The sequence below is a fragment of the Herbiconiux liangxiaofengii genome, from assembly GCF_041927335.1.
Classification (GTDB): Bacteria; Actinomycetota; Actinomycetes; order Actinomycetales; family Microbacteriaceae; genus Herbiconiux; species Herbiconiux liangxiaofengii.
In genome coordinates, this window is the sequence record NZ_JBHFHD010000006.1 from 312394 (window position 1) to 334711 (window position 22318).

The window sequence follows — 22318 nt, forward strand, 5'->3', positions numbered from 1 at the left end:
GGGCGGCACCGTGTCAGGTGGAGAGGTGCCTCACTGTGCCTCCAGAATACCGGTCGAGGCGAAACTCGGCGCGGACCAGCTGGCGCAGCACCTCGGCCCGATGCGCGGAGATCACCGGTTCCGCGTACTCGTCCGCCGGTGCCTGCAGCTCGGCGAGAACCGAGAGTGCCGGGCCGTGAGCACCGGGGCAGCTCGCCTGCAGGTCTTCTGTTCGATTCCGGAAGAACGAGATGTACGTTCCGTGACGACCATTCGGGCCGATCACCAGGCGGTGCTCGTGCTCGCTGATCACCGCAGCGCCGACGAGATGGGCCGACCCGGTCAGCGCGACATCGCCTCGGAGCTCCAGTCGCCCTGCGCGGTACGCGTCATCTCGAACACTCGGGTACCCAGCCAGTGTCGCCGAGCCGAGCACTCGGGCACGGTCTGCCACCGAGGCGTGCCCCGCGACGTGCGCACGCTCGCCGACCTGGGAGGTGCCGCCTACGACGGCTCTCCCCGAGATCGACGCCTCACCAGAGGCGATCGCTGCTTCGCCGAGGATGGCCTCGTCTGTCACTCGAGCCGATCCGCAGAGCACGGCGTCATCGGCCACCCAGCCGCGATCGGCGAGGTGGGCCGATCCGTCGATGGAGATCCACCCGCCGACATCGCCGGGGCTCACCCGAAGCCGGCCGATCTCGATCGTCGCCTGGATGCGGCGAAGCTGACCCCACTCCATGTCGCGCCGAACGGGCCCGACGAGAACGTAGTGGCGATCGGTCATCCCGGGATCGGCTCACTCTGCGCTCGAGCGGGACTGCCGGGGATGAGCCGGGGAGGCGAGGTCCGCGGATCCTCGGTCTCGAATCCGAGCCAACGGTAGTCGGCGAGGACGTCGTCGATCGGGTGCTTCCTCGAGGCGTGCACGGCCACCAGCCAGGCGGGCACGATCGTCGAGGGGTCGAGCCACGGTGCCCGGCCGTCGTCGTCGTCACTGATCATCCTCAGGTGGCGCGGCCGCACCTGCTTTCGGTGCTCGGGGCTCAGGTCGAGGCTCCGAAGGAACTCCCGCTTGGTCGCACGTTCTGGCGAGAAGCTGTCGGCGTGCTCGGAGAACACGACGCCGAACTCCCGGAATCTCTCCCGCAGCTCGTCCTCCGATCTGCCGAGGAGCTTCGCCGCTTTTCGCAGATGCTTCACGTTAGTGCTCCGGTCGGGTCGGAGGAGCGGGAACTGGCCGTCGAGGTCCTGGCTCAGCATCACCTCATCGTCTGCGGTGGGCTCCGATGAGAACCGGAACCTCGGGAGCTCGCTGAATCCGAGCGCGAGCAAGCCGTCCAGCATCTCCTGATAGGTCGACCCGCTCATGCGCGCCGCCTGGTTCAGGTGCCTGATCGAGATCTCCTCGGCCGTGTCCAGCCATGGGGCTATGCCGTTCAGTCCGCGACTGGCTGCCATCAGAATCGCGGCCGACGGATGCGTGGTCGCGGGGCTGCGTGCGCCTTCGTCGAGTTCGATCGAACGCCTCTCGAGCTCGTCGATCACATCCTCGACGGGCTGTCCGAGCTGCCATGCCGTCTGCAGAAGATCGAAGGCGCTGACTGCCCGAAACGTCATGTCGTCATTCTGGCGCCGACTGAATGACAGGGCCGTTCGCACCGTGTCGTTCGACTCCATGGCGTCGTCGGCCCCGTCGGGGAGCGGGAGTCCTAGCGTTCGAGCACGCGCCACGATCCGCGCCACGGGGTAACGGAGGAGACGCTCGGCTTCGTAGATCGAGGCCGGGCTCGGGAACCACCGGTCCACCGTCTCGACCACGCCGAAGCGGAGGACCGTGTTGAGCGTGCCGAGCAGAATCGAATCCGAGGGCAGTGCCGGTTCAGGCGTGCACGACGACGCCGGGGCCAGGCCGACTCGATCGAAAAGACCTGCAGCGCGATGACGCGCGAGTCGCCAATCGGTCTCCCAGGCTGGTGCTCCGCCCAACGATCGCTTCTCGTCGCCGGGGAGGTACCCCGACACGGATATCGACGTGTCACGCCCCTTGAGAGTAATGAAGCGGTCTGATCGCCGAGCAGCGTCCGCAAGCAGAGCGTCGGCCAGGCGAGGAAATCTCATGACTATCGACGTCAGCCACTTCGGATCCCCGACCAGGTGCCACGAGGTCTCGACGGCCTGTGGGCACATTCCCACGGCGAGGCCTTCGATCAGCGCCCAGTCGATCGACACGATGGTGCGCCGATCGGCTGTGAGGGTGGGCGCATGTCGCCCGTGCAGATTGACGATCATCCCGGTGAGCAACTGCCCCGACCAGATGCCGTCCGCGAGGATTGCTCCGGCGTGGCTGTCCCGCGTCCACCAGAGGGTGCCGGGAACTCCCACCGAGACATCCTGTGGCAACGGCACGGCGACGGCGGATGACGCGTGGTTCAACTCGTCTGGCGCCCAGCGGTGCTCGAGCCCCCGCTGATCGGCCGCGCGCAGGTGCACGGGGCACATGATCACGAGATCACGGAGTGTCGAGACGGCCGAGACCGACGCGCTCGGCTTGAGCCAGAGCCGTACCCGGGTGCCGGGTGACTCCGCCGGCCCGAGGTCGTGGGCGTCGAACGTCGATTCGGGCCCTGACACGTGCATCGAGAGCACATTGCCGATCGACCCGTCGGGATCGAGCCGGGCCGTACTCACGGTCACTTCGTCGGCGATCATGAAGTACGACATGACGCCGATGCCGAAGCGCGAGTTCTGGAACAGCTCGACCGGCGGATCGGCGGACGCGAAGGCCGCGGCCTCGGCGGCGCGCGCGTAGAGATCCGCCGCCCGCACGCCGGCCTGGCAGAAGGCGAGGGTCAGCTCCTCGACCCCCATGCCGGCACCCCGGTCGACGCAGTCGATGTAGGCACGGCCCCGGGCGTCGATGCCCTGTATGAACTCGATCTCCGGAACCTCCGGCGATGCCGGGAGCGCCGGGAGGCGAAGGTACTCCCGCCGAGCGGTGCGCAGTCGCACCGCATCGAGCGCGTTCTGATACGCCTCGCGGATGGCCAGGGAGGGATCTCCGTAGAGGTTCTCGCCCATCAGGAAGTCGCGGATGCGATCCTCGGCCAGATTGAAGCGCAGCCCGCTGGCCACGATCCGTGGAGGGTGGGGCAGGTCGTCGACGCCGTCGTCAAAACTGAGGAAAGATCGCATAATCCGATCGTACCCGTCAAAGATGATCCAGACGACGTCGGAAGCCCGGTCAGCGCAGCGCGGCCTTCAGCGACGAGAGCTGGCGGCGCAGCTCGATCGGCACCCGCTCGCCGCCGATCTCGTCGAAGTAGTCGGCGATCTCCGCCACCTCGTGGGCCCAGGCGGCCCGGTCGACCGAGAGGATGCTCTGCAGCCGCTCGTAACCGAGGTCGAGTCCGTCGATGTTCACGTCGCGCACCTTCGGCAACCGGCCGATCGGGGTGTCGATCGCGTCGACCGAGCCCTCCACGCGGCGCACGATCCACTCCAGCACGCGGGCGTTCTCGGAGAAACCGGGCCAGATGAACGAGCCGTCACCGTCTTTGCGGAACCAGTTCACGCTGAACACGGGCGGCGCGGCAGCCCCCAGCGTCCGCCCGATCTCGAGCCAGTGCGCGAAGTAGTCGGCGATGTCGTACCCGCAGAACGGCAGCATCGCGAACGGGTCGTGCCGCAGCCGTCCCACGGCGCCCTCGGCCGCCGCGGTGGTCTCCGAGGCCATGGTGGCGCCCATGAACACCCCGTGCGCCCAGTCGCGGGCCTCCGAGACGAGCGGCACGGTCGAGGGCCGCCGGCCGCCGAACAGGATGGCGTCGATCACGACGCCGTCGGGCGAGTCCCAGTCGTCGGCGATCGAGGGGCACTGGTCGGCGGTGACCGTGAACCGGGAGTTCGGATGCGCGGCGGGGGTCGTCGAGGCCGGCGTCCAGTCGTTCCCCTCCCAGTCGGTGAGGTGGGCGGGTGCCTTCGGGGTGAGGCCCTCCCACCACACGTCGCCGTCGTCGCGCAGCGCCACGTTGGTGAAGACGGTGTTGCCCCACACCGTGTCGACGGCCGTCGGATTGGTGGTGATGCCCGTTCCGGGAGCCACGCCGAAGAACCCGCGCTCGGGGTTGATGGCCCGCAGGCGCCCGTCGGGGCCGGGCCGCATCCAGGCGATGTCGTCGCCGATGGTCTCCACACGCCAGCCCGGGATGGCGGATTCCAGCATGGCCAGGTTGGTCTTGCCGCAGGCCGACGGGAACGCGGCGGCCACGTGGTGCACGCGGCCCTCGGGCGAGGTGATCTTGATGATGAGCATGTGCTCGGCGAGCCATCCCTCGTCGCGGGCCATCACCGAGGCGATGCGCAGGGCGAAGCACTTCTTGCCCAGCAGCGCGTTGCCGCCGTAGCCCGACCCGAACGACCAGATCTCGCGGGTCTCGGGGAAGTGGCTGATGTACTTCGTGGGGTTGTGCGGCCAGGCCACGTCGTCGTGCCGCACCCCGTCGGCGTCGACCAGCGGCGCGCCCACCGAGTGCAGCGCCGGCACCCAGGGCGTGTCGGGGCCGATCAGGTCGAGGGCCGCCGAGCCCATCCGGGTCATCAGCTGCATGCTCACCACCACGTAGGGCGAGTCGGTGAGCTGCACGCCGAGCTGCGAGATCGCGCCTCCCAGCGGGCCCATCGAGAACGGCACCACGTACATCGTGCGGCCGCGCATGCTCCCGGCGAAGAGGGTGGTCAGCTCCTCGCGCATGGCGAAGGGGTTGCGCCAGTTGTTCGTCGGCCCGGCGTCCTCCTGACGCTCGGAGCAGATGAACGTGCGGTCCTCCACGCGGGCCACGTCGGCGGGGTCGCTCCGGGCCAGGAAGCTGTTGGGGCGCCACTCCGGGTTCAGACGGATCAGCGTGCCCTGCGCCACCATCTCCTTGGTCAGCTCATCCCATTCGCGGGTGGAGCCGTCGCACCAGACGATGCGGTCGGGCTTGGTGAGCAGAGCCACATCATGCACCCACTCGGTGACCGCGGGGTTCTTCGACGCCCCGTCGGTGTCGACCATGCTCGTCGTCTCAAGAATGCTCATCGTCGAACCTCATCTTCGTCAATTGGCGGCTGGTTCTTCCACTATGGGCGCCACAAACGGTAGATTCTGGGGCACCCGGCGGAAAGAACCGCCGATCTTTACAGGAGGCGAAGATGACGGGTGACGGCGACCTCATCACCCTGGGGCGGCGCATCCGTCACCACCGCAAGCAGCTCGGTCTCACCCTCGACCAGCTCGGCGAGCGGGTGGGCGTGGTGGGCAGCCAGCTCTCCCTGATCGAGAACGGCCGGCGCGAACCCAAGCTGTCGCTGCTGCAGGCGCTCGCCGTGCAGCTCGGGTCGTCGGTGACCGATCTGCTGAACGGCGAAGCTCCGGATGCGCGCACCGCGCTCGAGATCGAGCTGGCGAGAGCGCAGCAGGGCCCCCTGTACGCGTCGCTCGGACTGCCGGCGGTGCCGGCGAGCCGCAGCCTGCCGCTGGAGACCCTGGAGTCGCTCGTGGGACTGCACCGTGAGCTGCTGCGACGCGCATCCGAATCGATCGCCACGCCGGAGGAGGCCCGCCGGGCGAACACCGAGAACCGGCTGGCGATGCGTGACAAGGCCAACCACCTGCCCGAGCTGGAGAAGCTGGCCGAGCAGACCCTCGCCATCGTGGGCCACACCTCGGGCGCCCTCACCCACCGCAGCGTGTCACTGCTGGCCGAGCACCTCGGCTTCACGCTGATCTACGTCGACGACCTGCCCCACTCGGCGCGATCGGTGACCGACCTGGAGAACGGCCGCATCTACCTGCCTCCTGCCTCCATCCCGGGCGGGCACGGGCTGCGGTCGATGGCGCTGCAGGCGATGGCGCACCGGCTGCTCGGGCACACGCCGCCGCGGAGCTACGCCGAGTTCCTGCAGCAGCGGCTCGAGATCAACTACGTGGCCGCCGCCTGTCTGATGCCCGAGACGGCGTCGGTGGCGTTCCTCCGCGCGGCCAAGCAGCGGAAAGACCTGTCGGTCGAGGACTTCCGCGACGCGTTCGGCGTCACCCACGAGGCGGCGGCGCTGCGGATGACGAACCTCGCCACCTCGCACCTGGACATGGGGGTGCACTTCCTTCGGGTGGGGGAGGACGGCGCGATCTACAAGGCCTACGAGAACGACCGGCTCCCGCTGCCGGCCGACGTCACCGGAGCAGTCGAGGGCCAGCTGGTGTGCCGCAAGTGGGCCGCGCGCGGGGCGCTCGGGCGCACCAACCGCACCACGGAGTTCTACCAGTACACCGACACGCCTGTCGGCACGTTCTGGTGCGCGACGCAGACGGGCAAGACCGATGCGGGGGAGTTCTCGATCACGTTCGGGGTGCCGTTTGCCGAGGCGAAGTGGTTCCGCGGGCGTGACACGGCGATGCGTCAGCAGTCGCGCTGCCCCGACGAGTCATGCTGCCGCCGGCCGGCCTCGGAGCTCGCCGAACGCTGGTCGCAGGCGGCCTGGCCGAGCGCGAAGCTGCACGCGCACATCCTGTCGCCGCTGCCCTCGGGCAAGTTCCCGGGGGTCGACGAGAACGAGGTGTACCAGTTCCTCGAGGCCCACGCCGGCTCGGAGTGAGGGCGGCTCTCAGGCTCGCCCGATCTGCTCCAGCTGCTCGAGCAGGCCGGCGCCGTCGGGCGCGAACACCCACGGCACGGCCGAGGCGGTGAGCTCCTGGTCGACCCGCGAGCGGCCGCCCGCGAGCACCGCCTCGCCGGCCGAGAGCTGACGGATGACGACGGCCCGCACGTGCTCCGGCTGCTCCAGCGCGAACTCGCCGTAGATCGACTCGTCGTGCTGCCCGTCGTCGCCGATCAGGATCCACTTGATGTCAGGGAACTCGCTCGCCAGGCGGCGGAGGTTCTTCTCCTTGTGCTCGCGCCCGTTGCGGAAGAACCGGTCGTGGGTCGGCCCCCAGTCGGTGAGCAGCAGCGGGCCGCGGGGGTAGAGGTTGCGCGAGAGGAACCGAGTGAGGGTGGGCGCGACGTTCCAGGCCCCGGTGGAGAGGTAGATCACGGGCGCCGCCGGGTGGTCGACCGTGAGGCGTTCGAGGAAGACCGACATGCCCGGGGTGGGCGTGCGGGCGTGCACGTCGAGCACGAACGTGTTCCAGAAGGCAAGGAAGGGCCGGGGCAGTGCCGTGACCATCACCGTGTCGTCGATGTCGCACACCACGCCGAAGTCGGTGCCCGGAGCCACGATCGACACGGGTGCCTCCGCCGGCTCCGACCCCTCGGAGGTCATGGTGATGGAGTGCCAGCCGGGCTCGAGCTCCACGTCGACCGAGACGTCGATCACGCCGCCGCGATCGGCCCGCACGGTGCGTTCGATGCCCTCGACCTCGATCACCACGTCGACGTCGCCCACGGGCACGCTCGTGAAGCTGCGCCAACCCCGCACCCGGTCTTCACGACGCTGCTGGGTGCGTGCCGAGCGGGATCCGGGCTTGGGCTGCTTCGCCAGCACCACGCGGCCGAGCACGCGGATGCGGCTCGTCGAGCCGTACCCGGCGTACGGGATGACGGTGGGCACATGGCCGCGGCGCCTGGCCCATTTCAGGCGGATGCCGTGGATCGCATCGTCGATACGCGCGGCACGATGCAGTCGAGGTGCCGCGGCGGGGTTCTGTGGCACACCCTCAGTCTGTCACGGCTCGACCTGAGAAACCCGGTCGTGCGCCCGAATGACGGAAACTCGGATCTAGACTTGCAGAGGTATTCGGGAAGGGACGGGCGAGTGGCATTCAACGACCTGATCAGCGGGGCGCTCACGACGAGCGGCCAGGTGCGCAACGAGCCGGTGCAGGCGCGCAGCAGCGAGCGCATCGCGACGCTGCTGGATGCGGCATCGGCCGTCGTCACCGACGTCGGCATCGAGCGGCTCACCACGGCCATGGTGGCCGAGCGGGCGGGTGCCTCGATCGGGACGGTGTACCGGTACTTCCCCGACCGCATCGCGGTGCTCGCGGCCATGAGCCAGCGCGGGTTCGAGCGCTTCCTGCGGGTGAGCGTCGACAACCTCGAGGCCGCGAAGCCCGACTCCCTGGATGCGGCGATGGACTGCCTGATCGACGCGGCGGTGCACCTGCATCGCACCGAGCCCGGCTTCACGTCCATCCGGCTCAGCGACCAGATCGCCCTGCCCGAGGTCGACGGGGGCACGGCCTCCTCGGCGCGCATCGCCGGGCCGCTCGCGGCCATCTTCGCCGACGAGCTGGGCGTCGAGCCCGAAGGTCTGGCCGAACGGCTCGACATCGCTCTCACCGCCGCCGACGCCCTGCTCGTGCGCGCGTTCGTGATCGATGCGAACGGTGACGCCGACGCGATCGCCGCCGCGCGGTCGCTCGTGTCGTCGTACCTCGCGGGAGCGCCGAGCGCCGTCTGACCGGCCGGCCATCCGCGTCCCGGCGGGCCGGAATGTGACGGAGTTGTGCACGGCACTTTGCGTTTCCCGGTCGAAGTGTTTGGCTGGTCAGGCGGGCCGCACGGTGCAGCCCACCGACGATTGGGCTGAACGATGATCGAGTTCCGGTCGGTGACGAAGCGCTTCCCCGACGGCACCGTGGCGGTCGACAGCTTCGACCTGGTGATCCCGCCCCGCAAGACCACTGTTCTGGTGGGATCGTCGGGCTGCGGCAAGACGACGCTGCTGCGCATGATCAACCGCATGATCGACCCGACCTCGGGCAGCATCCTGATCGACGGCGAGGACACCTCGACCCTGAAGCCGGTGGCGTTGCGCCGCCGCATCGGGTACGTGATGCAGAACTCCGGGTTGCTGCCGCACCGCAAGGTGATCGACAACGTCGCCACCGTGCCGGTGCTGAACGGCACTCCGAAGGCCGAGGCCCGCCGGCACGCCCTGGAACTGCTCGACACCGTGGGCCTGGACCGCTCGCTGGCGGAGAAGTACCCCCGCCAGCTCTCCGGCGGTCAGCAGCAGCGCGTGGGAGTGGCCAGGGGCCTCGCGGCCGACCCGAACATCCTGCTGATGGACGAGCCGTTCGGTGCCGTCGACCCCATCGTGCGCGCCGAACTGCAGCAGGAGACCATCCGGCTGCAGCAGGGCCTCGGCAAGACGGTGGTGTTCGTGACGCACGACATCGACGAGGCGTTCCTGCTCGGCCACCAGGTGGTCATCTTGCAGAAGGGCGGCCACATCGCCCAGGCCGGCTCGCCGGCGGAGATCCTGGCCGCGCCGGCGAACGACTTCGTCGCCTCGTTCGTGGGCGCCGACAAGGGCAAGCGGGCGCTGCGCATCCAGCGGATCGGGGATCGCGACGTCGTGGTCGACGAGAACGGCACGCCGACGGGAGTGCTCCAGCCGTGAAGTGGCTCGAGTCGAATCTCGATCTGGTCTGGGAGCTGGTGCTGGCGCACCTGGCGCTCAGCGTGCCCCCCATCCTGATCGGGTTCGTGATCTCGATCCCGATCGGCTGGCTGGCGAACCGCTACCGGCCGTCGCGCGGCGTGATCCTGGTGGTGCTCGGCCTGCTCTACACCGTGCCCTCGATACCCCTGTTCATCTTCATGCCGATCTTCCTCGGCACCCCTCTGCTGTCGCCCGTGAACGTGGTGGTGGCGCTGACCCTCTACGCCGTCGCGCTGATGGTGCGCACGGCGGCCGACGGGCTCGCCTCGGTCGACGGCGACACGCTGCTCGCGGCGTCGGCGATGGGCTACTCCGGATGGCAGCGGTTCTGGCGCGTCGAGCTGCCGCTGAGCGGTCCGGTGCTGCTGGCGGGGCTCCGGGTGGTCTCGGCCAGCACCGTGAGCCTGGCCACGCTCGGCGTCATCATCGGCGTGCAGAGTCTCGGCTACCTGTTCACGAACGGGTTCCAGCGCAACATCCCCGCCGAGGTGGTGACCGGCATCCTGGCCACCTTGCTGATCGCGGTGGTGTTCGACCTGCTGCTCGTGCTGCTCGGCCGCATCCTGATGCCGTGGAGCACGCCGGACCGCCGCCGCCGGGCCTCCCGCAGCACCACGCCCGCCCTGGTGGCCGGAGGCGTCTCGTGAACCTCATCGTGGGCGGTTTCGCCTGGATCTTCGACCCGGCCAACATGCAGGGCCCCTCGGGCTGGATCGCCCGGCTGCTCGAGCAGCTCGGCTACACCTTCGGCGCCGTCGCCATCGCCGCGGTGATCGCGGTGCCGCTCGGCTACCTCGTGGGCCACACCGGCCGGGGGCGCGACGTCGCGGTGGCGGTGTCGGGTGGTCTGCGGGCACTGCCGAGCCTCGGCGTGCTGATCCTGTTCGGGTTCGCGCTCGGCATCGGCTTCCGGGCCCCGATGCTCACCCTCGTCATCCTCGCCATCCCCCCGCTGCTGGCCGGCGCCTACGCCGGGTTCGAGGCCGTCGACCGCCGCACGATCGACGCGGCACGGGCCGTGGGCATGACCGAGCTGCAGGTGGTGGCCAAGGTGGAGGTGCCGCTGGGGCTGCCGCTCCTGATCGGGGGAGTGCGGTCGAGCATCCTGCAGGTCGTGGCCACCGCCACCCTCGCGGGTTACATCGGCGGCGGGGCGCTCGGCACGTTCATCTTCCAGGGCGCGGCCACCCGCAACTACGACATGATGCTCGGCGCCTCGATCCTCGTCACAGCGCTGGCGCTGGTGCTCGAGGGAATCTTCGCCCTGCTGCAGAAGTTGGTGGTTCCACGCGGCGTCGCCGCCCGGGAGCAGAAAAACGTCCGTGCGCGGTCATCCCGTTCGCGCGCGGTGATGGGGTCCCCCATCCACGAAGGGAAATGATCACATGTTCACAGCAATCAGGAAAGGCCGGCTCGTCACAGGGCTAGTCGTGGTCAGCGCGGCGGTGGCGCTGGCAGGGTGCTCGTCGGGAGATCCGCTCGACACCTCCTCCTCATCGGCCGCGGGCTCGACCGACGGTGGAGCCATCGTCATCGGCTCGCAGGCCTACTACTCCAACGAGATCATCGCCGAGATCTACGCCCAGGCGCTCGAGGCCAATGGCGTCGAGGTCACCCGGCAGTTCAACATCGGCCAGCGCGACGCCTACCTCCCCGCGCTCGAGAGCGGCGAGGTGCAGCTGTTCCCCGAGTACTCCGGCAACCTGCTGCAGTACTACGACCCCGAGACCACCGCCAAGACCAGCGACGACGTCTACGCCGCACTCGCCGGCGCGCTGCCCGAGGGTCTCGAGGTGCTCGACCAGTCGCCCGCCACCGACCAGGACTCCTACAACGTCACCAAGGAGTTCTCCGAGGCCAACGGCGTCACCAGCCTCGCCGACCTCGCCAAGGTCACGACCCCGCTGACCCTCGGCGGCAACTCCGAGCTGGCCACGCGGCCCTACGGCCCCGATGGCCTGAAGAGCACCTACGACGTCACCGTCGGCTTCACGCCGATCGAGGACTCGGGCGGACCGCTCACCATCCAGGCGTTGAAGGCGAACACCGTGCAGCTGGTGAACATCTACTCGGCCGACCCGAACATCAAGACGAACGACCTCGTGACGCTGGACGACCCGAAGGGCCTCTTCCTGGCATCGAACGTCGTTCCCCTGATCAACGCGGATGCGGCGACGGACGAGGTCAAAGAGGTCATCAACAAGGTCTCCGCGGCCCTGACCGCCGCCGACCTGGTCGACCTCAACTCGCAGAGCGTCAACGATCAGGAGTCGCCCGACACCATCGCGAAGAACTGGCTCGAGAAGGTCGCACTCTTCTAGGAGTCGCGCGAGCCCGTCGAGGCCCCGTCCTCCCCGTCGTCGACGTGGGAGGGCGGGGCCTCCTGCATGTGCCGCGACTCCACCTTGTTGATGATCTTCTTCACGCCGAACACCCCCAGTGCGAAGAGGGCGATGGCGGCCACGAAGAGGTAACCCGCCCCGTGCAGCTCGGTCGAGAGCTCCCGGTAGCCGCCGGCCGCCGCGCTGCCCACCGAGACGTAGGCGAACGCCCAGAGGATGCACGCCGGCACCGTCCAGGTCATGAACCGGCGGTAGCTCATCGGGCTCATCCCCACGGTCAGCGGGATGAGCGAGTGCAGCACCGGGATGAAGCGCGACAGGAAGACGGCCAGCCCACCCCGCCGCGCCAGATAGGTCTCGGCCCGCACCCAGTTCTTCTCGCCGATGCGCCGGCCGAGCCGCGAGGCCCGGAGTCTCGGCCCGAACCAGCGCCCGATGGCGAAGCCGACGCTCTCGCCGATCAGGGCTCCGACGATCACCACGGCCACCATGGACGTGTATTCAACCGGCCCCTCGACGCCCGTCGACGCCACCAGCACCACGCTGTCGCCCGGAACGACGAGCCCGACCAGCACGCTCGTCTCGAGCATGATCGCGATGCCCGCCAATAGCGTCCTGACCAGGGGATCGACTGACTGGACAGTATCCAGGATCCAGGACAGCGCCTCGTTCATGCCTGTATTCCACACCGCATGCCCGCCACTCTAGCGGTGCAACCATGGGAATCCCCGATGGGTTTGGAGGCTTGTATACAAGCAGCTAATATAGGTGTGTCGCAATCCACTGCGACGGCAGCGTGGCCTCACCTTTCCGCGCTAGGAGTTCCGCGTGAACGAACTGCTCGACCCCCTCATCCTGTCCCGGTGGCAGTTCGGTCTCACGACGATCTACCACTTCCTCTTCGTGCCCCTCACCATCGGCCTCGCGGTCACGGTCGCGATCTTCCAGACGGCCTGGGTGCGCACCGACAAAGAGAAGTACCTGCAGCTCACGCGGTTCTTCGGCAAGATCTTCCTGATCAACTTCGCGATGGGCGTCGTCACCGGAATCGTGCAGGAGTTCCAGTTCGGCATGAACTGGAGCGATTACTCCCGCTTCGTGGGCGACGTGTTCGGCGCCCCGCTCGCGCTGGAGGGACTGCTCGCGTTCTTCCTGGAGGCCACCTTCATCGGCCTCTGGATCTTCGGCTGGGACAGGCTGCCGCGAAAGCTGCACCTGGTCAGCATCTGGGCCGCCGCGGTGGGCAGCGTGCTCTCGGCCTACTTCATCATCGCCGCGAACGCGTTCATGCAGAACCCGGTGGGCTTCCAGATCAACGAGGCCAAGGGCCGGGCCGAGCTCACCGACATCTGGGCCCTGCTGACCAACAAGGTGGCGCTGGCTGCCTTCCCGCACACCATCTTCGCGTGCTTCATGGTGACGGCCGGCCTCATCATCGCGGCATCCGCGTGGCACCTCTACCGCAACCAGCACCTCGAGACCATGCGCCCGGCGCTGAAGTTCGGGCTCTGGATGATGGTGATCGCGGGAGCGCTCACCGTGCTGAGCGGCGACCAGCTCGGACTCGCCATGGTGGAGACGCAGCCGATGAAGATGGCGGCGGCCGAGGCGTTGTACAACACCTCCACGGGGGCTGCGGCATCCTTCTCGATCTTCACGCTCGGCACGCCCGACGGCACGAGCGAGCTGTTCTCCATCCGCATCCCGTACCTGCTGTCGTTCCTGTCGACCCACACCTTCGACGGCACGGTGGAGGGCATCAACGACCTGCAGGCGCAGTACGTGCAGGCCTACGGCCCCGGCGACTACACGCCCACCGTGTGGATCACCTACTGGGCCTTCCGCTGGATGATCGCCCTCGGCATGCTGCACGTCGTGATCGCCGTGGTGGGCCTCTGGCTCACCCGCAAGGGCCGCGACCCGAAGTGGCGCTGGATGTGGCGTGTTGCCATCTGGGCCTTCCCGCTCTCGCTCGGCGCGATGATCGTGGGCTGGATCTTCACCGAGATGGGCCGGCAGCCCTGGATCGTGTTCAGCCTGCTGAAGACCTCCGACGCGGTGTCGCCCGGCATCTCGGGCCTGGACGTGCTGATCTCGCTCGTGGCCTTCACGGCCATCTACGGCACGCTCGCCGTGGTCGAGTTCCGGCTCATCAAGAAGGCCATCCAGAAGGGGCCGGACGCGCCCCCGGAGACCGACCCCGAGACCGGCGAGCTGCAGCACGCCGCCACGGTCTACTAGGAGAGCATCATGGACCTCACCATCCTCTGGTTCTGCATCGTCGCCTTCCTCTTCGTGGGCTACTTCGTGCTCGACGGCTTCGACTTCGGTGTCGGGATGTCGCTTCCCTTCCTCGGTCGCGACGACACCGACCGGCGCGTGCTCATCAACACCATCGGCCCCGTCTGGGATCTCAACGAGACCTGGGTGATCGTGGCCGGAGCGTCGTTGTTCGCCGCCTTCCCGGAGTGGTACGCCACCCTGTTCAGCGGCTTCTACCTGCCGCTGCTGCTCATCCTGCTGGCGCTCATCCTCCGCGGCGTCTCGTTCGAGTACCGTCACCAGCGGCCCGAGAAGGCCTGGAAGACCCGCTTCGACCGGATGATCGTGGTCGGCTCGGCCGTGCCCGCCTTCCTCTGGGGCGTCGCCTTCGCCAACATCGTGCAGGGCGTGGCGCTGGACGCCAACCACGACTACACGGGCACGGTCTTCGACCTGCTGAACCCCTACGCGCTGCTCGGCGGCCTCACCACGCTGCTGCTGTTCTTCACCCACGGGGTGGTGTTCGTGTCGCTGAAGACGGATGGCGAGATCCGTGCGCGTGCCCGCCGCCTGGCCACCCGCTCGGGAGCCATCACCATCGTGGTGGCCGCCGTGTTCCTGCTCTGGACGACGCTCGCCTTCGGCAGTCTGCTCTCGGCGGTGTTCGCGGCCGTGGCGGCGGTGGCGCTGATCGCCTCGTTCCTGGCGAACCTGCGCGGGCGCGAGGGCTTCGCGTTCGGGCTCATGGCCGTCACGATCGGGCTGGCCGTGCTGAGCCTGTTCGCGAGCCTGTTCCCCGACGTGATGCCGGCCTCGAACGACGCGGCGAACAGCCTCACCATCGAGAACGCCTCGTCGTCGGCGTACACCCTGCAGATCATGAGCTGGGTGGCGCTGATCTTCCTGCCGCTCATCCTGCTCTACCAGGGCTTCACCTACTGGGTGTTCCGCAGGCGCGTCACCCGGGCGCACATCCCGGTCGAGACCGTTCAGGCGGAGGGCGCACACTAGTACCGTGCGACCTGTCGACCCCCGGCTCCTGAAGTACGCCGCCTCGGCCCGGGCGTTCTTCGCCGCGGGCGGGGTGCTCGCCCTGGCGCAGACCGGCACCATCGTCGCCTTCGCCTGGCTCGTGACGCAGGTGATCGTGCGGGCCATCGCCGGCGCATCCCTCACCGAGCTCGGCGCACTGCTGGGCGCGCTCGCCGGCGTGGTGGCGCTGCGGTTCGTGCTCGGCTGGCTCGCGGAGGTCAACTCGGCCCGCGGTGCCGCCGTGGTGAAGAGCCAGCTGCGGCGCCGGGTGCTCGATGCGGTCACCGCTCTCGGCCCCGGCTGGCTGCGGTCGCGCAACAGCACGGCGGTGGGGGTGACGGTCGGCCCCGGCCTCGACGCCCTCGACACCTACTTCTCCAAGTACCTCCCGCAGCTCATCCTCACGGCTCTGGCGATGCCGCTCGTGGTGGTGGTGATCTGGTGGCAGGACTGGGTCTCGGGTCTCACGGTGGCCCTCACGCTGCCGATCATCCCGGTGTTCATGGTGCTCATCGGCTGGGCGACCCAGGCGGTGCAGCAGAAGCAGTGGGAGAAGCTCACGCGGCTGTCGACCGCGTTCCTGGACGTGGTGAGCGGGCTGTCGACGTTGACGGTGTTCGGACGGCAGCACCGCCAGGCCGCCCGCATCCGCTCGGTCACCGAGGAGTACCGCACGCAGACCATGCGGGTGCTGCGGGTGTCGTTCCTCAGCGGGTTCGCGCTGGAGCTCGCGGCGAGCCTGTCGGTGGCGCTCGTGGCGGTGTCGATCGGGGTGCGGTTGATCGACGGCAGCCTGGCGCTGGGCGTCGGCCTGTTCGTGCTGCTGCTCGCCCCCGAGGCGTTCCTGCCGCTGCGCAACGTGGGGGCGCAGTTCCACGCGGCCGCCGACGGGGTGGCGGCGTCGACGGCCGTGTTCGAGATCCTGGATGCCGCGGAGGCGGCGGCTCCGGCCGCTCCGGCCGCGGGCTCGCCTGCACAGGTGCCCGCTTCGGCGTCCGGCTCCGCGTCGGGCCCGGCGTCGGGCTCCGTGCCCTCCTCCGCGCCTGGCGAACGGGTCGATGTCGGTGGCGATGAGGTCTCGGGGCTCGAGGTGCGAGCGCTGGCGGTGCGGTACGGCGAGACGGAGGCCTTTCCGCACCTGACCGCACGCCTCGCCCGAGGGCAGGTCACGGCGGTCACCGGGCCGAGCGGCAGCGGCAAGTCGTCGTTCGTGGCGGCGCTGCTCGGGTTCGTGCCCACCGAGGGGCGGATCCTCCTCGACGGCCGAGACGTCACCGGCGACGCCGTTCCCCGGCCCTGGCTCGCCTGGGCGGGGCAGAGCGCCTCGCTGGTCGAAGGCACGGTGCTGCAGAACGTGGGCCTCGGCCGGGATGCGCCCGACCCGGCCCGCGCGCGGGAGGCGCTGGATCTGGTGGGAGCCGGCGCCATCCGACTCGAGGAGAACGTCGACCCCCGAGGCGAGGGGCTGTCGGGAGGTCAGGCGCAGCGCGTCTCCAGCGCCCGGGCTGTCTACCGGGCGCGTGCGCTCGGCAGCGACGTCGTGGTGTTCGACGAGCCGACATCGGCGCTCGACGCGGCCACAGAGGCCGAGTTCATCCGCTGTCTGCGCGCCCTGGCCGACGAGGGGCGCGTGGTGGTCGTGGTGAGCCATCGGAAGGCCGTGATCGACGCGGCCGACGCCGAGCTCGTGTTCGAGGCGGTCGAGACCTCCGACGGGGCTCGGAGCGACGATTCGCCGCTCGTCGGGCCCGACACGGCGCCCGCGCTCGCATCGCCGACCGTTCAGGTGGTGTCGTCGTGAGGCGGGCCGAGGTGCTGCGCCTGGCGCAGCCGCGGCCGGCGCGATTCGCGCCCGGGGTGGTGCTCGGCCTTCTCAGTGCGCTCTGCGCGGTGGGACTGCTGGCGGTGTCGGCCTGGCTCATCACGCGCGCGGCGGAGCAGCCGCCCATCCTGTTCCTCTCGGCCGCGATGGTGGGGGTGCGGGCGTTCGCGCTCGGGCGGGCGTCGTTCCGCTACCTGGAGCGGCTGGTCAGCCACGACGCCGCGTTCGCCACGCTGCCCGACCTGCGGGTGGGCGTGTACGAGCGGCTCGTGCCCGTGGCCCCCGACGGTCTCGGCTCGCGGCGCAGCGGAGACCTCCTCAGCCGTCTGGTCTCCGACGTCGACGAGCAGCAGAACCTGCCGCTGCGGGTGGTGCAGCCCATCGTGGTCTCGGGCCTCACCGCACTGGCGATCGTGGTGGTGGTGTGGCTGCTGCTGCCCGCAGCCGGGCTGGTGCTCGCTGCCTCGCTTCTGGCCGCCTTCCTGGTGGGAACGGTGCTCAACACCGCGCTCTCGGGCCGGGCGGAGCGCTCGATCGCCGAACTGCGGGGCCGTCACCAGGCCGAGATCGCCGACTACCTCACCCACCTCGACGTGCTCACCGCCTACGGTGCCGCCGACGCCGCCCGGCGCGATCTCGCGAGCGTCGACCGCGATCTCACCGGTGCGCTGCGACGTCGAGCGATCGGCGCCGGGGTCACGGCTGCCAGCGTCACGCTGTTCGCGGGAATGGCCACGGTGCTCGCCCTCGTGGTGGGGGTGCCGATGCTCGGCTCGGGCGGGTTCGACGGGCCGGCGCTCGCCGTGGTCGCCCTGGTGCCGATGGCGGCGTTCGAGGTGTTCGCCATGATCCCGCTCGCCACCGGCGCATGGCGGCAGGTGCGGTCGAGTGCCGACCGCATCGCCTCGGTGGTGCCCGACGAGGTGCCGGCGGGCATCCCGGTCGACGGCCCGGCGGCAGTGCGGCCGGCCCCCACCGCACCGGTGCGGATCGAGCTCGACGGCGTGACGGCGCGTTGGCCGGGGGCCGACGCCGATGCGCTCGGGCCCGTTACCCTGAGCCTCTCGCCCAGTGACCGCGTGCTCGTGCGCGGCGCGAGCGGCGCCGGCAAGACCACGCTCGCGCACGTGCTGGTGCGCTTCCTCGACCATTCTGGTTCGTACCGGCTCGACGGCCACGACGTGCGCGACTACCCGGCCGACGCCGTGCGCACGGTCGTCGGCCTCTGCGAGCAGCGGCCGCACCTGTTCGACGACGACCTGCGCCAGAACCTGCTGTTCGCCCGCGACACGGCCACCGACGACGAGCTCGAGGCGGTGCTCGACCGGGTCGGCCTCGGCGAATGGATGCGCGCCCGCGGCGGGCTCACGGCCCGGGTGGGCGAGCACGGCGGCCTCGTCTCCGGCGGGCAGGCGCAGCGCATCGCGCTGGCGCGGGCGTTGCTGGCCGACTTCCCCGTGCTGGTGCTCGACGAGCCCACGGCCAACGTCGATCCCGACCGGGCCGACGCGCTCGTGGCCGACCTGCTGGGAGCCGCCGCATCCGACGACCGTGCCGTGCTGCTCATCTCGCACACGCCGATCGACCCCGCGCTCGTGACGCGCACCCTCGACCTCGCGCCCCCCCTCTGAGAACCAGATCCGTCACTTTTCGCCCCAAAACGGGTCTTTTGGGGCGAAAAGTGACGGAACCGGTCTAGAGGGGGCGGCTGAGGGCGGCAAGTCGGCGGCGCCAGCTCGCGGCCCGCGTGGGGCGCGCCACGAGCGTGGGGCCGCCCACCCAGCCCTCCACCACCGTGATGCCGTGCAGTGCGCTCACCGACCACACCTCGCAGCCCTCGAGGTCGGCGGGCCGCGCGCGCTCCTCCACCACGGGCACGCCGGTGGCGGTGGCGATCAGACGGATGCTCCGCGCCGTCACGCTGGCCACGCGCGGCAGATCGCTGGCCGGCGCCACGAGCGTCTCTCCGCGCCACCACAGCAGGGCCGAGGTGCTGCCGTCGACCACGAGGCCGTCGCGCAGCAGCACGAGTTCGTCGGCGCCGTCGTCGAGTGCGGCAGCCCGGAGGGCCAGCAGGGGCTCGAGGTCGGGACCCTTCAGGCGCGGGGTGGTGCGCGGATCGGGGCCGTCGTGGGTGGCGAGCACCGTACTGGTGCGCAGGCGCGGGGCGAGCCGCACGCGCAGGCGGAGTTCGAGGAGGTCGGCGGCGGCGGGAGCCGGGTCGCCGGGGGCTCTGGCGCCCGCGGGGGAGCCGGCGGCACCGTCCGCATCGAGCAGCGCGAGTTCGACCCGCGGGAACAGGGCGCTGCCGCCGTACGAGCGCAGGCGGCCGATGGCGGCACCCCAGAAGCGCTCGGCGCCGGCCAGCATCCGTTCACCCGGGTCGACGCCCGTCTCGGCGGCCAGGCGGTCGGCCTGTTCGACCACTCCCGCGAGGAAGCGGTCGCGATGCGCGTCGATGGCGCGCGTGCGTCCCTCGGGCGAGACGTACCAGGAGTCGGCCACGGCGAGGCCGCGATGGGCCGTGAGCTCGGTCTCGACGAGCGCGCCGCCGTGCCAGGCGAAGGTCGCGGGAGCGTCGGCCACGGGGTCGGTTCCTCTCATCGGATGCTCCCCACGGTAGTACAGCGGGCAGCGTCGGCCACCGGCATCCGTCGCCCCCGCCGCGTGCGGTGAACCGGCCGCCCGGCGGGAACAGGCGGGGATTCGCTACTGTTGACATCTGGTGCGCCCTCGAGCGCGCCGTCCGAGCGACCCACCCCCTTGGCAGACCTGCCCGCACCGGTGGTTCGCCTGCGCAAGCGATGAATTGAGAGTCACGTGGTCACCGAGAACCCCTCTGCCCCGGCCGATCAGGCCGCCGCCGACCAGCACGCCGACGAGCGTGACGGCGCCGAACGCTACGACTTCCGGGCGCTGCAAGACAAGTGGTCGCCGGTGTGGGAGGAGATCAAGCCTTTCCGCACCGACATCGAGGGCGACAAGCGCCCCCGCAAATACGTGCTCGACATGTTCCCCTACCCCTCGGGCGACCTGCACATGGGCCACGCCGAGGCCTACGCGCTCGGCGACGTGGTGGCGCGCTACTGGCGCCAGCAGGGCTTCAACGTGCTGCACCCCATCGGCTGGGACTCCTTCGGCCTGCCCGCCGAGAACGCCGCCATCAAGCGCGGCCTCGACCCGCGGCAGTGGACCTACGACAACATCGAGCAGCAGCGCGTGAGCATGAAGCGCTACGCCCCGTCGTTCGACTGGGACCGCGTGCTGCACACGTCCGACCCCGAGTACTACAAGTGGAACCAGTGGCTGTTCCTGAAGATGTACGAGAAGGGCCTCGCCTACCGCAAGGCCAGCTGGGTGAACTGGGACCCGGTGGACCAGACGGTGCTCGCCAACGAGCAGGTGCTGCCCGACGGCACCTCCGAGCGCTCCGGCGCCGTGGTGGTGAAGAAGAAGCTCACCCAGTGGTACTTCCGCATCACCGACTACGCCGACCGCCTGCTGGACGACCTGCGCCAGCTGGAGGGCACCTGGCCCGCCAAGGTGATCGCCATGCAGCGCAACTGGATCGGTCGCTCGATCGGCGCCGACGTCGACTTCGCCGTGGAGGGCCGCGACGAGCCCGTCACCGTGTTCACCACCCGCCCCGACACGCTCTACGGCGCGACGTTCATGGTGGTGGCACCCGACTCCGACCTCGCCATCGAGCTGGCGGCCGGTTCGCCGTCGCAGGATGTGCGTGACCGGTTCACGAAATACCTCGCCGAGGTGCAGAAGTCGTCCGAGACCGAGCGCCAGGCCACCGACCGGCCGAAGACGGGCATCTTCCTCGAGCGCTACGCCATCAACCCGGTGAACGGCGAGCGCCTGCCCATCTGGGCCGCCGATTACGTGCTCGCCGACTACGGCCACGGCGCCGTGATGGCCGTTCCCGCGCACGACCAGCGCGACCTCGACTTCGCCCGCGCGTTCGGGCTGCCGGTGCGCGTCGTGGTCGACACCCTGGCACCGGTCACCGGCGTCATCCCGGTGCTCGACCCCGACGACCTGCCCGAGCTCGAAGACCTCAACCCCGGCACCACGGGCATCGCGCTCGCGGGCGAGGGGCGGCTGATCAACTCGGGTTCGCTCGACGGGCTGTCGAAGTCGAACGCCATCCGCAAGATCATCGAGATGCTGGAGGCGGCGGGCACCGGCCGGCCCGCCAAGAACTACCGCCTGCGCGACTGGCTCATCTCACGCCAGCGTTACTGGGGCACGCCCATCCCGATCATCCACGGTGAGGATGGGCAGGAGTACGCGGTTCCCGAGGATCAGCTGCCGGTCGAGCTGCCGCCCACCGAGGGGCTCAACCTCACGCCGAAGGGCTCGTCGCCGCTCGGCGCCGCCGAGGACTGGGTGAACGTGCCCAACCCCGTCGACGGCTCGCCGGCCCGCCGCGACCCCGACACGATGGACACCTTCGTCGACAGCTCGTGGTACTTCCTGCGCTTCCTCTCGCCGAACGACGAGACGAAGGCCTTCGACCCGCGCGAGGTCGACAAGTGGGCGCCCGTCGACCAGTACGTGGGCGGCGTGACGCACGCCATCCTGCACCTGCTCTACGCGCGGTTCATCACCAAGGTGCTGTTCGACCTCGGCTACGTGTCGTTCACCGAGCCCTTCAGTGCGCTGCTTAACCAGGGCATGGTGCTGATGGACGGCTCGGCGATGTCGAAATCGAAGGGCAACCTCGTCCGCCTCTCCGACCAGCTCGACGAGCACGGGGTCGACGCGGTGCGCCTCACGATGGCGTTCGCCGGTCCGCCGGAGGACGACATCGACTGGGCCGACGTGTCGCCGGCCGGGTCGGCGAAGTTCCTGGCGCGGGCCTGGCGGCTCGTGGGCGACGTGACCTCTCCGCCGACGGTGAATTGGCGCGACGGCGACCGTGCCCTGCGCCGGCAGACCCATCGGTTCCTGGCGGAGGCGCCGGGCCTGATCGAGGCGTTCAAGTTCAACGTGGTGGTGGCCCGCCTGATGGAGCTCGTGAACGCGGCCCGCAAGGCCATCGACTCGGGCCCCGGCGGTGCCGACCCCGCGGTGCGCGAGGCGGTCGAGACCATCGCGCTCGGCCTGTCGCTGTTCGCGCCCTACACGGCCGAGGACATGTGGGCGCGGCTCGGGTACGAGCCCTCGGTGGCGAACTACGGATGGCGCAAGGCCGACCCGTCGCTGCTCACCGAAGACGCGGTCACCGCCGTCGTGCAGATCGACGGCAAGGTGCGCGACCGCATCGAGGTGTCGCCGAAGATCGACGGCGCGGCGCTGGAGACCACCGCCCGCGAGCTGGCCTCCGTGCAGCGCGCCATCGGCGACCGCACGATCGTGACCGTGGTGTCGCGGCCCCCTCGCCTGATCAACTTCGTCACCAGGCCGGCGTCGTAGGGGTTTCTCCACAGATCTCGCGCGG

The 22318-nt window shown here is 69.8% G+C and carries 17 protein-coding genes; 11 read left to right on the plus strand and 6 right to left on the minus strand.

Going from position 1 to position 22318, the window contains the following annotated elements; genetic code table 11:
- Window positions 1-13: 13 nt before the first annotated feature.
- The 3 genes from ACEXOR_RS05260 to ACEXOR_RS05270 are packed head-to-tail and all read right to left on the minus strand — an operon-like array spanning window position 14 to window position 5059.
- Entirely contained in the window at window positions 14-766 is a 753-nt protein-coding gene (locus tag ACEXOR_RS05260) for a hypothetical protein (protein ID WP_374848345.1), read from the minus strand.
- Window positions 763-3174 carry a wHTH domain-containing protein gene (locus tag ACEXOR_RS05265; RefSeq protein ID WP_374848346.1) on the minus strand — a complete coding sequence of 804 codons (2412 nt, stop codon included), beginning with the start codon at window positions 3172-3174 and terminating at the stop codon, window positions 763-765. The genes ACEXOR_RS05260 and ACEXOR_RS05265 overlap by 4 nt, the downstream gene beginning before the upstream one ends.
- 49 nt (window positions 3175-3223) lie before the next feature.
- Window positions 3224-5059, minus strand: coding sequence for a phosphoenolpyruvate carboxykinase (GTP) (locus ACEXOR_RS05270; protein WP_374848347.1), 1836 nt, complete (start codon window positions 5057-5059; stop codon window positions 3224-3226).
- Between the two features lie 113 nt (window positions 5060-5172).
- On the opposite strand from ACEXOR_RS05270, the gene ACEXOR_RS05275 reads away from it, so the two are divergent.
- Window positions 5173-6615, plus strand: coding sequence for a helix-turn-helix domain-containing protein (locus tag ACEXOR_RS05275; RefSeq protein WP_374848348.1), 1443 nt, complete (start codon window positions 5173-5175; stop codon window positions 6613-6615).
- A 9-nt stretch (window positions 6616-6624) separates the two neighbouring features.
- Here the strand turns inward: ACEXOR_RS05275 and ACEXOR_RS05280 are convergent, their stop codons facing one another.
- Window positions 6625-7671 carry an App1 family protein phosphatidate phosphatase gene (locus tag ACEXOR_RS05280; protein ID WP_374848349.1) on the minus strand — a complete coding sequence of 349 codons (1047 nt, stop codon included), beginning with the start codon at window positions 7669-7671 and terminating at the stop codon, window positions 6625-6627.
- 102 nt (window positions 7672-7773) lie between these two features.
- Here ACEXOR_RS05280 and ACEXOR_RS05285 point away from each other — a divergent pair, with 102 nt between their 5' ends.
- The 5 genes from ACEXOR_RS05285 (at window position 7774) to ACEXOR_RS05305 (ending at window position 11729) form a co-directional block, all read left to right on the plus strand.
- Window positions 7774-8421, plus strand: coding sequence for a TetR/AcrR family transcriptional regulator (locus tag ACEXOR_RS05285; protein ID WP_374848350.1), 648 nt, complete (start codon window positions 7774-7776; stop codon window positions 8419-8421).
- A 132-nt stretch (window positions 8422-8553) separates the two neighbouring features.
- Window positions 8554-9366, plus strand: coding sequence for an ABC transporter ATP-binding protein (locus ACEXOR_RS05290; RefSeq protein ID WP_374848351.1), 813 nt, complete (start codon window positions 8554-8556; stop codon window positions 9364-9366).
- Window positions 9363-10055: an ABC transporter permease gene (locus tag ACEXOR_RS05295; protein ID WP_374848352.1), complete on the plus strand. Its 693-nt coding sequence runs from the start codon at window positions 9363-9365 to the stop codon at window positions 10053-10055. The genes ACEXOR_RS05290 and ACEXOR_RS05295 overlap by 4 nt, the downstream gene beginning before the upstream one ends.
- Window positions 10052-10789, plus strand: coding sequence for an ABC transporter permease (locus ACEXOR_RS05300; RefSeq protein WP_374848353.1), 738 nt, complete (start codon window positions 10052-10054; stop codon window positions 10787-10789). Before ACEXOR_RS05295 ends, ACEXOR_RS05300 begins: the two co-directional genes overlap by 4 nt.
- Window positions 10790-10793: 4 nt before the next feature.
- Window positions 10794-11729 (plus strand): ABC transporter substrate-binding protein, encoded by a 936-nt coding sequence (locus ACEXOR_RS05305; protein WP_374848354.1) that lies wholly within the window; start codon window positions 10794-10796, stop codon window positions 11727-11729.
- Here the strand turns inward: ACEXOR_RS05305 and ACEXOR_RS05310 are convergent.
- A complete protein-coding gene (locus ACEXOR_RS05310) occupies window positions 11726-12424 on the minus strand; it encodes a DedA family protein (protein ID WP_374848355.1) in 699 nt (232 codons plus the stop codon). The two genes, ACEXOR_RS05305 and ACEXOR_RS05310, sit on opposite strands and share 4 nt — an antisense overlap.
- A gap of 154 nt (window positions 12425-12578) precedes the next feature.
- Here ACEXOR_RS05310 and ACEXOR_RS05315 point away from each other — a divergent pair, with 154 nt between their 5' ends.
- Genes ACEXOR_RS05315 through cydC form a run of 4 tightly spaced genes read left to right on the plus strand, consistent with a single transcriptional unit; the run spans window position 12579 to window position 18497 of the window.
- Complete coding sequence (locus ACEXOR_RS05315; protein ID WP_374848357.1) at window positions 12579-13991, plus strand: cytochrome ubiquinol oxidase subunit I; 1413 nt, start codon at window positions 12579-12581, stop codon at window positions 13989-13991.
- Between the two features lie 9 nt (window positions 13992-14000).
- Window positions 14001-15023 (plus strand): cytochrome d ubiquinol oxidase subunit II, encoded by a 1023-nt coding sequence (gene cydB / locus ACEXOR_RS05320; RefSeq protein ID WP_374848358.1) that lies wholly within the window; start codon window positions 14001-14003, stop codon window positions 15021-15023.
- 4 nt (window positions 15024-15027) lie between these two features.
- Window positions 15028-16845 (plus strand): thiol reductant ABC exporter subunit CydD, encoded by a 1818-nt coding sequence (cydD, locus tag ACEXOR_RS05325; RefSeq protein WP_374848359.1) that lies wholly within the window; start codon window positions 15028-15030, stop codon window positions 16843-16845.
- A complete protein-coding gene (gene cydC, locus ACEXOR_RS05330) occupies window positions 16842-18497 on the plus strand; it encodes a thiol reductant ABC exporter subunit CydC (protein ID WP_374848360.1) in 1656 nt (551 codons plus the stop codon). Before cydD ends, cydC begins: the two co-directional genes overlap by 4 nt.
- A 64-nt stretch (window positions 18498-18561) precedes the next feature.
- Here cydC and ACEXOR_RS05335 read toward each other — a convergent pair whose 3' ends face one another.
- Complete coding sequence (locus ACEXOR_RS05335) at window positions 18562-19470, minus strand: aminotransferase class IV (protein WP_374848362.1); 909 nt, start codon at window positions 19468-19470, stop codon at window positions 18562-18564.
- A 216-nt stretch (window positions 19471-19686) separates the two neighbouring features.
- Here ACEXOR_RS05335 and leuS point away from each other — a divergent pair, with 216 nt between their 5' ends.
- A complete protein-coding gene (gene leuS, locus ACEXOR_RS05340) occupies window positions 19687-22293 on the plus strand; it encodes a leucine--tRNA ligase (RefSeq protein WP_374848363.1) in 2607 nt (868 codons plus the stop codon).
- Window positions 22294-22318 lie beyond the last annotated feature (25 nt).

Coding starts and splice junctions, on each gene's coding strand:
- ACEXOR_RS05260 (WP_374848345.1), bottom strand. CDS start 766: ATGACCGATCGCCACTACGTTCTCGTCGGGCCCGTTCGGCGCGACATG.
- ACEXOR_RS05265 (WP_374848346.1), bottom strand. CDS start 3,174: ATGCGATCTTTCCTCAGTTTTGACGACGGCGTCGACGACCTGCCCCAC.
- ACEXOR_RS05270 (WP_374848347.1), bottom strand. CDS start 5,059: ATGAGCATTCTTGAGACGACGAGCATGGTCGACACCGACGGGGCGTCG.
- ACEXOR_RS05275 (WP_374848348.1), top strand. CDS start 5,173: ATGACGGGTGACGGCGACCTCATCACCCTGGGGCGGCGCATCCGTCAC.
- ACEXOR_RS05290 (WP_374848351.1), top strand. CDS start 8,554: ATGATCGAGTTCCGGTCGGTGACGAAGCGCTTCCCCGACGGCACCGTG.
- ACEXOR_RS05305 (WP_374848354.1), top strand. CDS start 10,794: ATGTTCACAGCAATCAGGAAAGGCCGGCTCGTCACAGGGCTAGTCGTG.
- ACEXOR_RS05310 (WP_374848355.1), bottom strand. CDS start 12,424: ATGAACGAGGCGCTGTCCTGGATCCTGGATACTGTCCAGTCAGTCGAT.
- cydB (WP_374848358.1), top strand. CDS start 14,001: ATGGACCTCACCATCCTCTGGTTCTGCATCGTCGCCTTCCTCTTCGTG.
- ACEXOR_RS05335 (WP_374848362.1), bottom strand. CDS start 19,470: ATGAGAGGAACCGACCCCGTGGCCGACGCTCCCGCGACCTTCGCCTGG.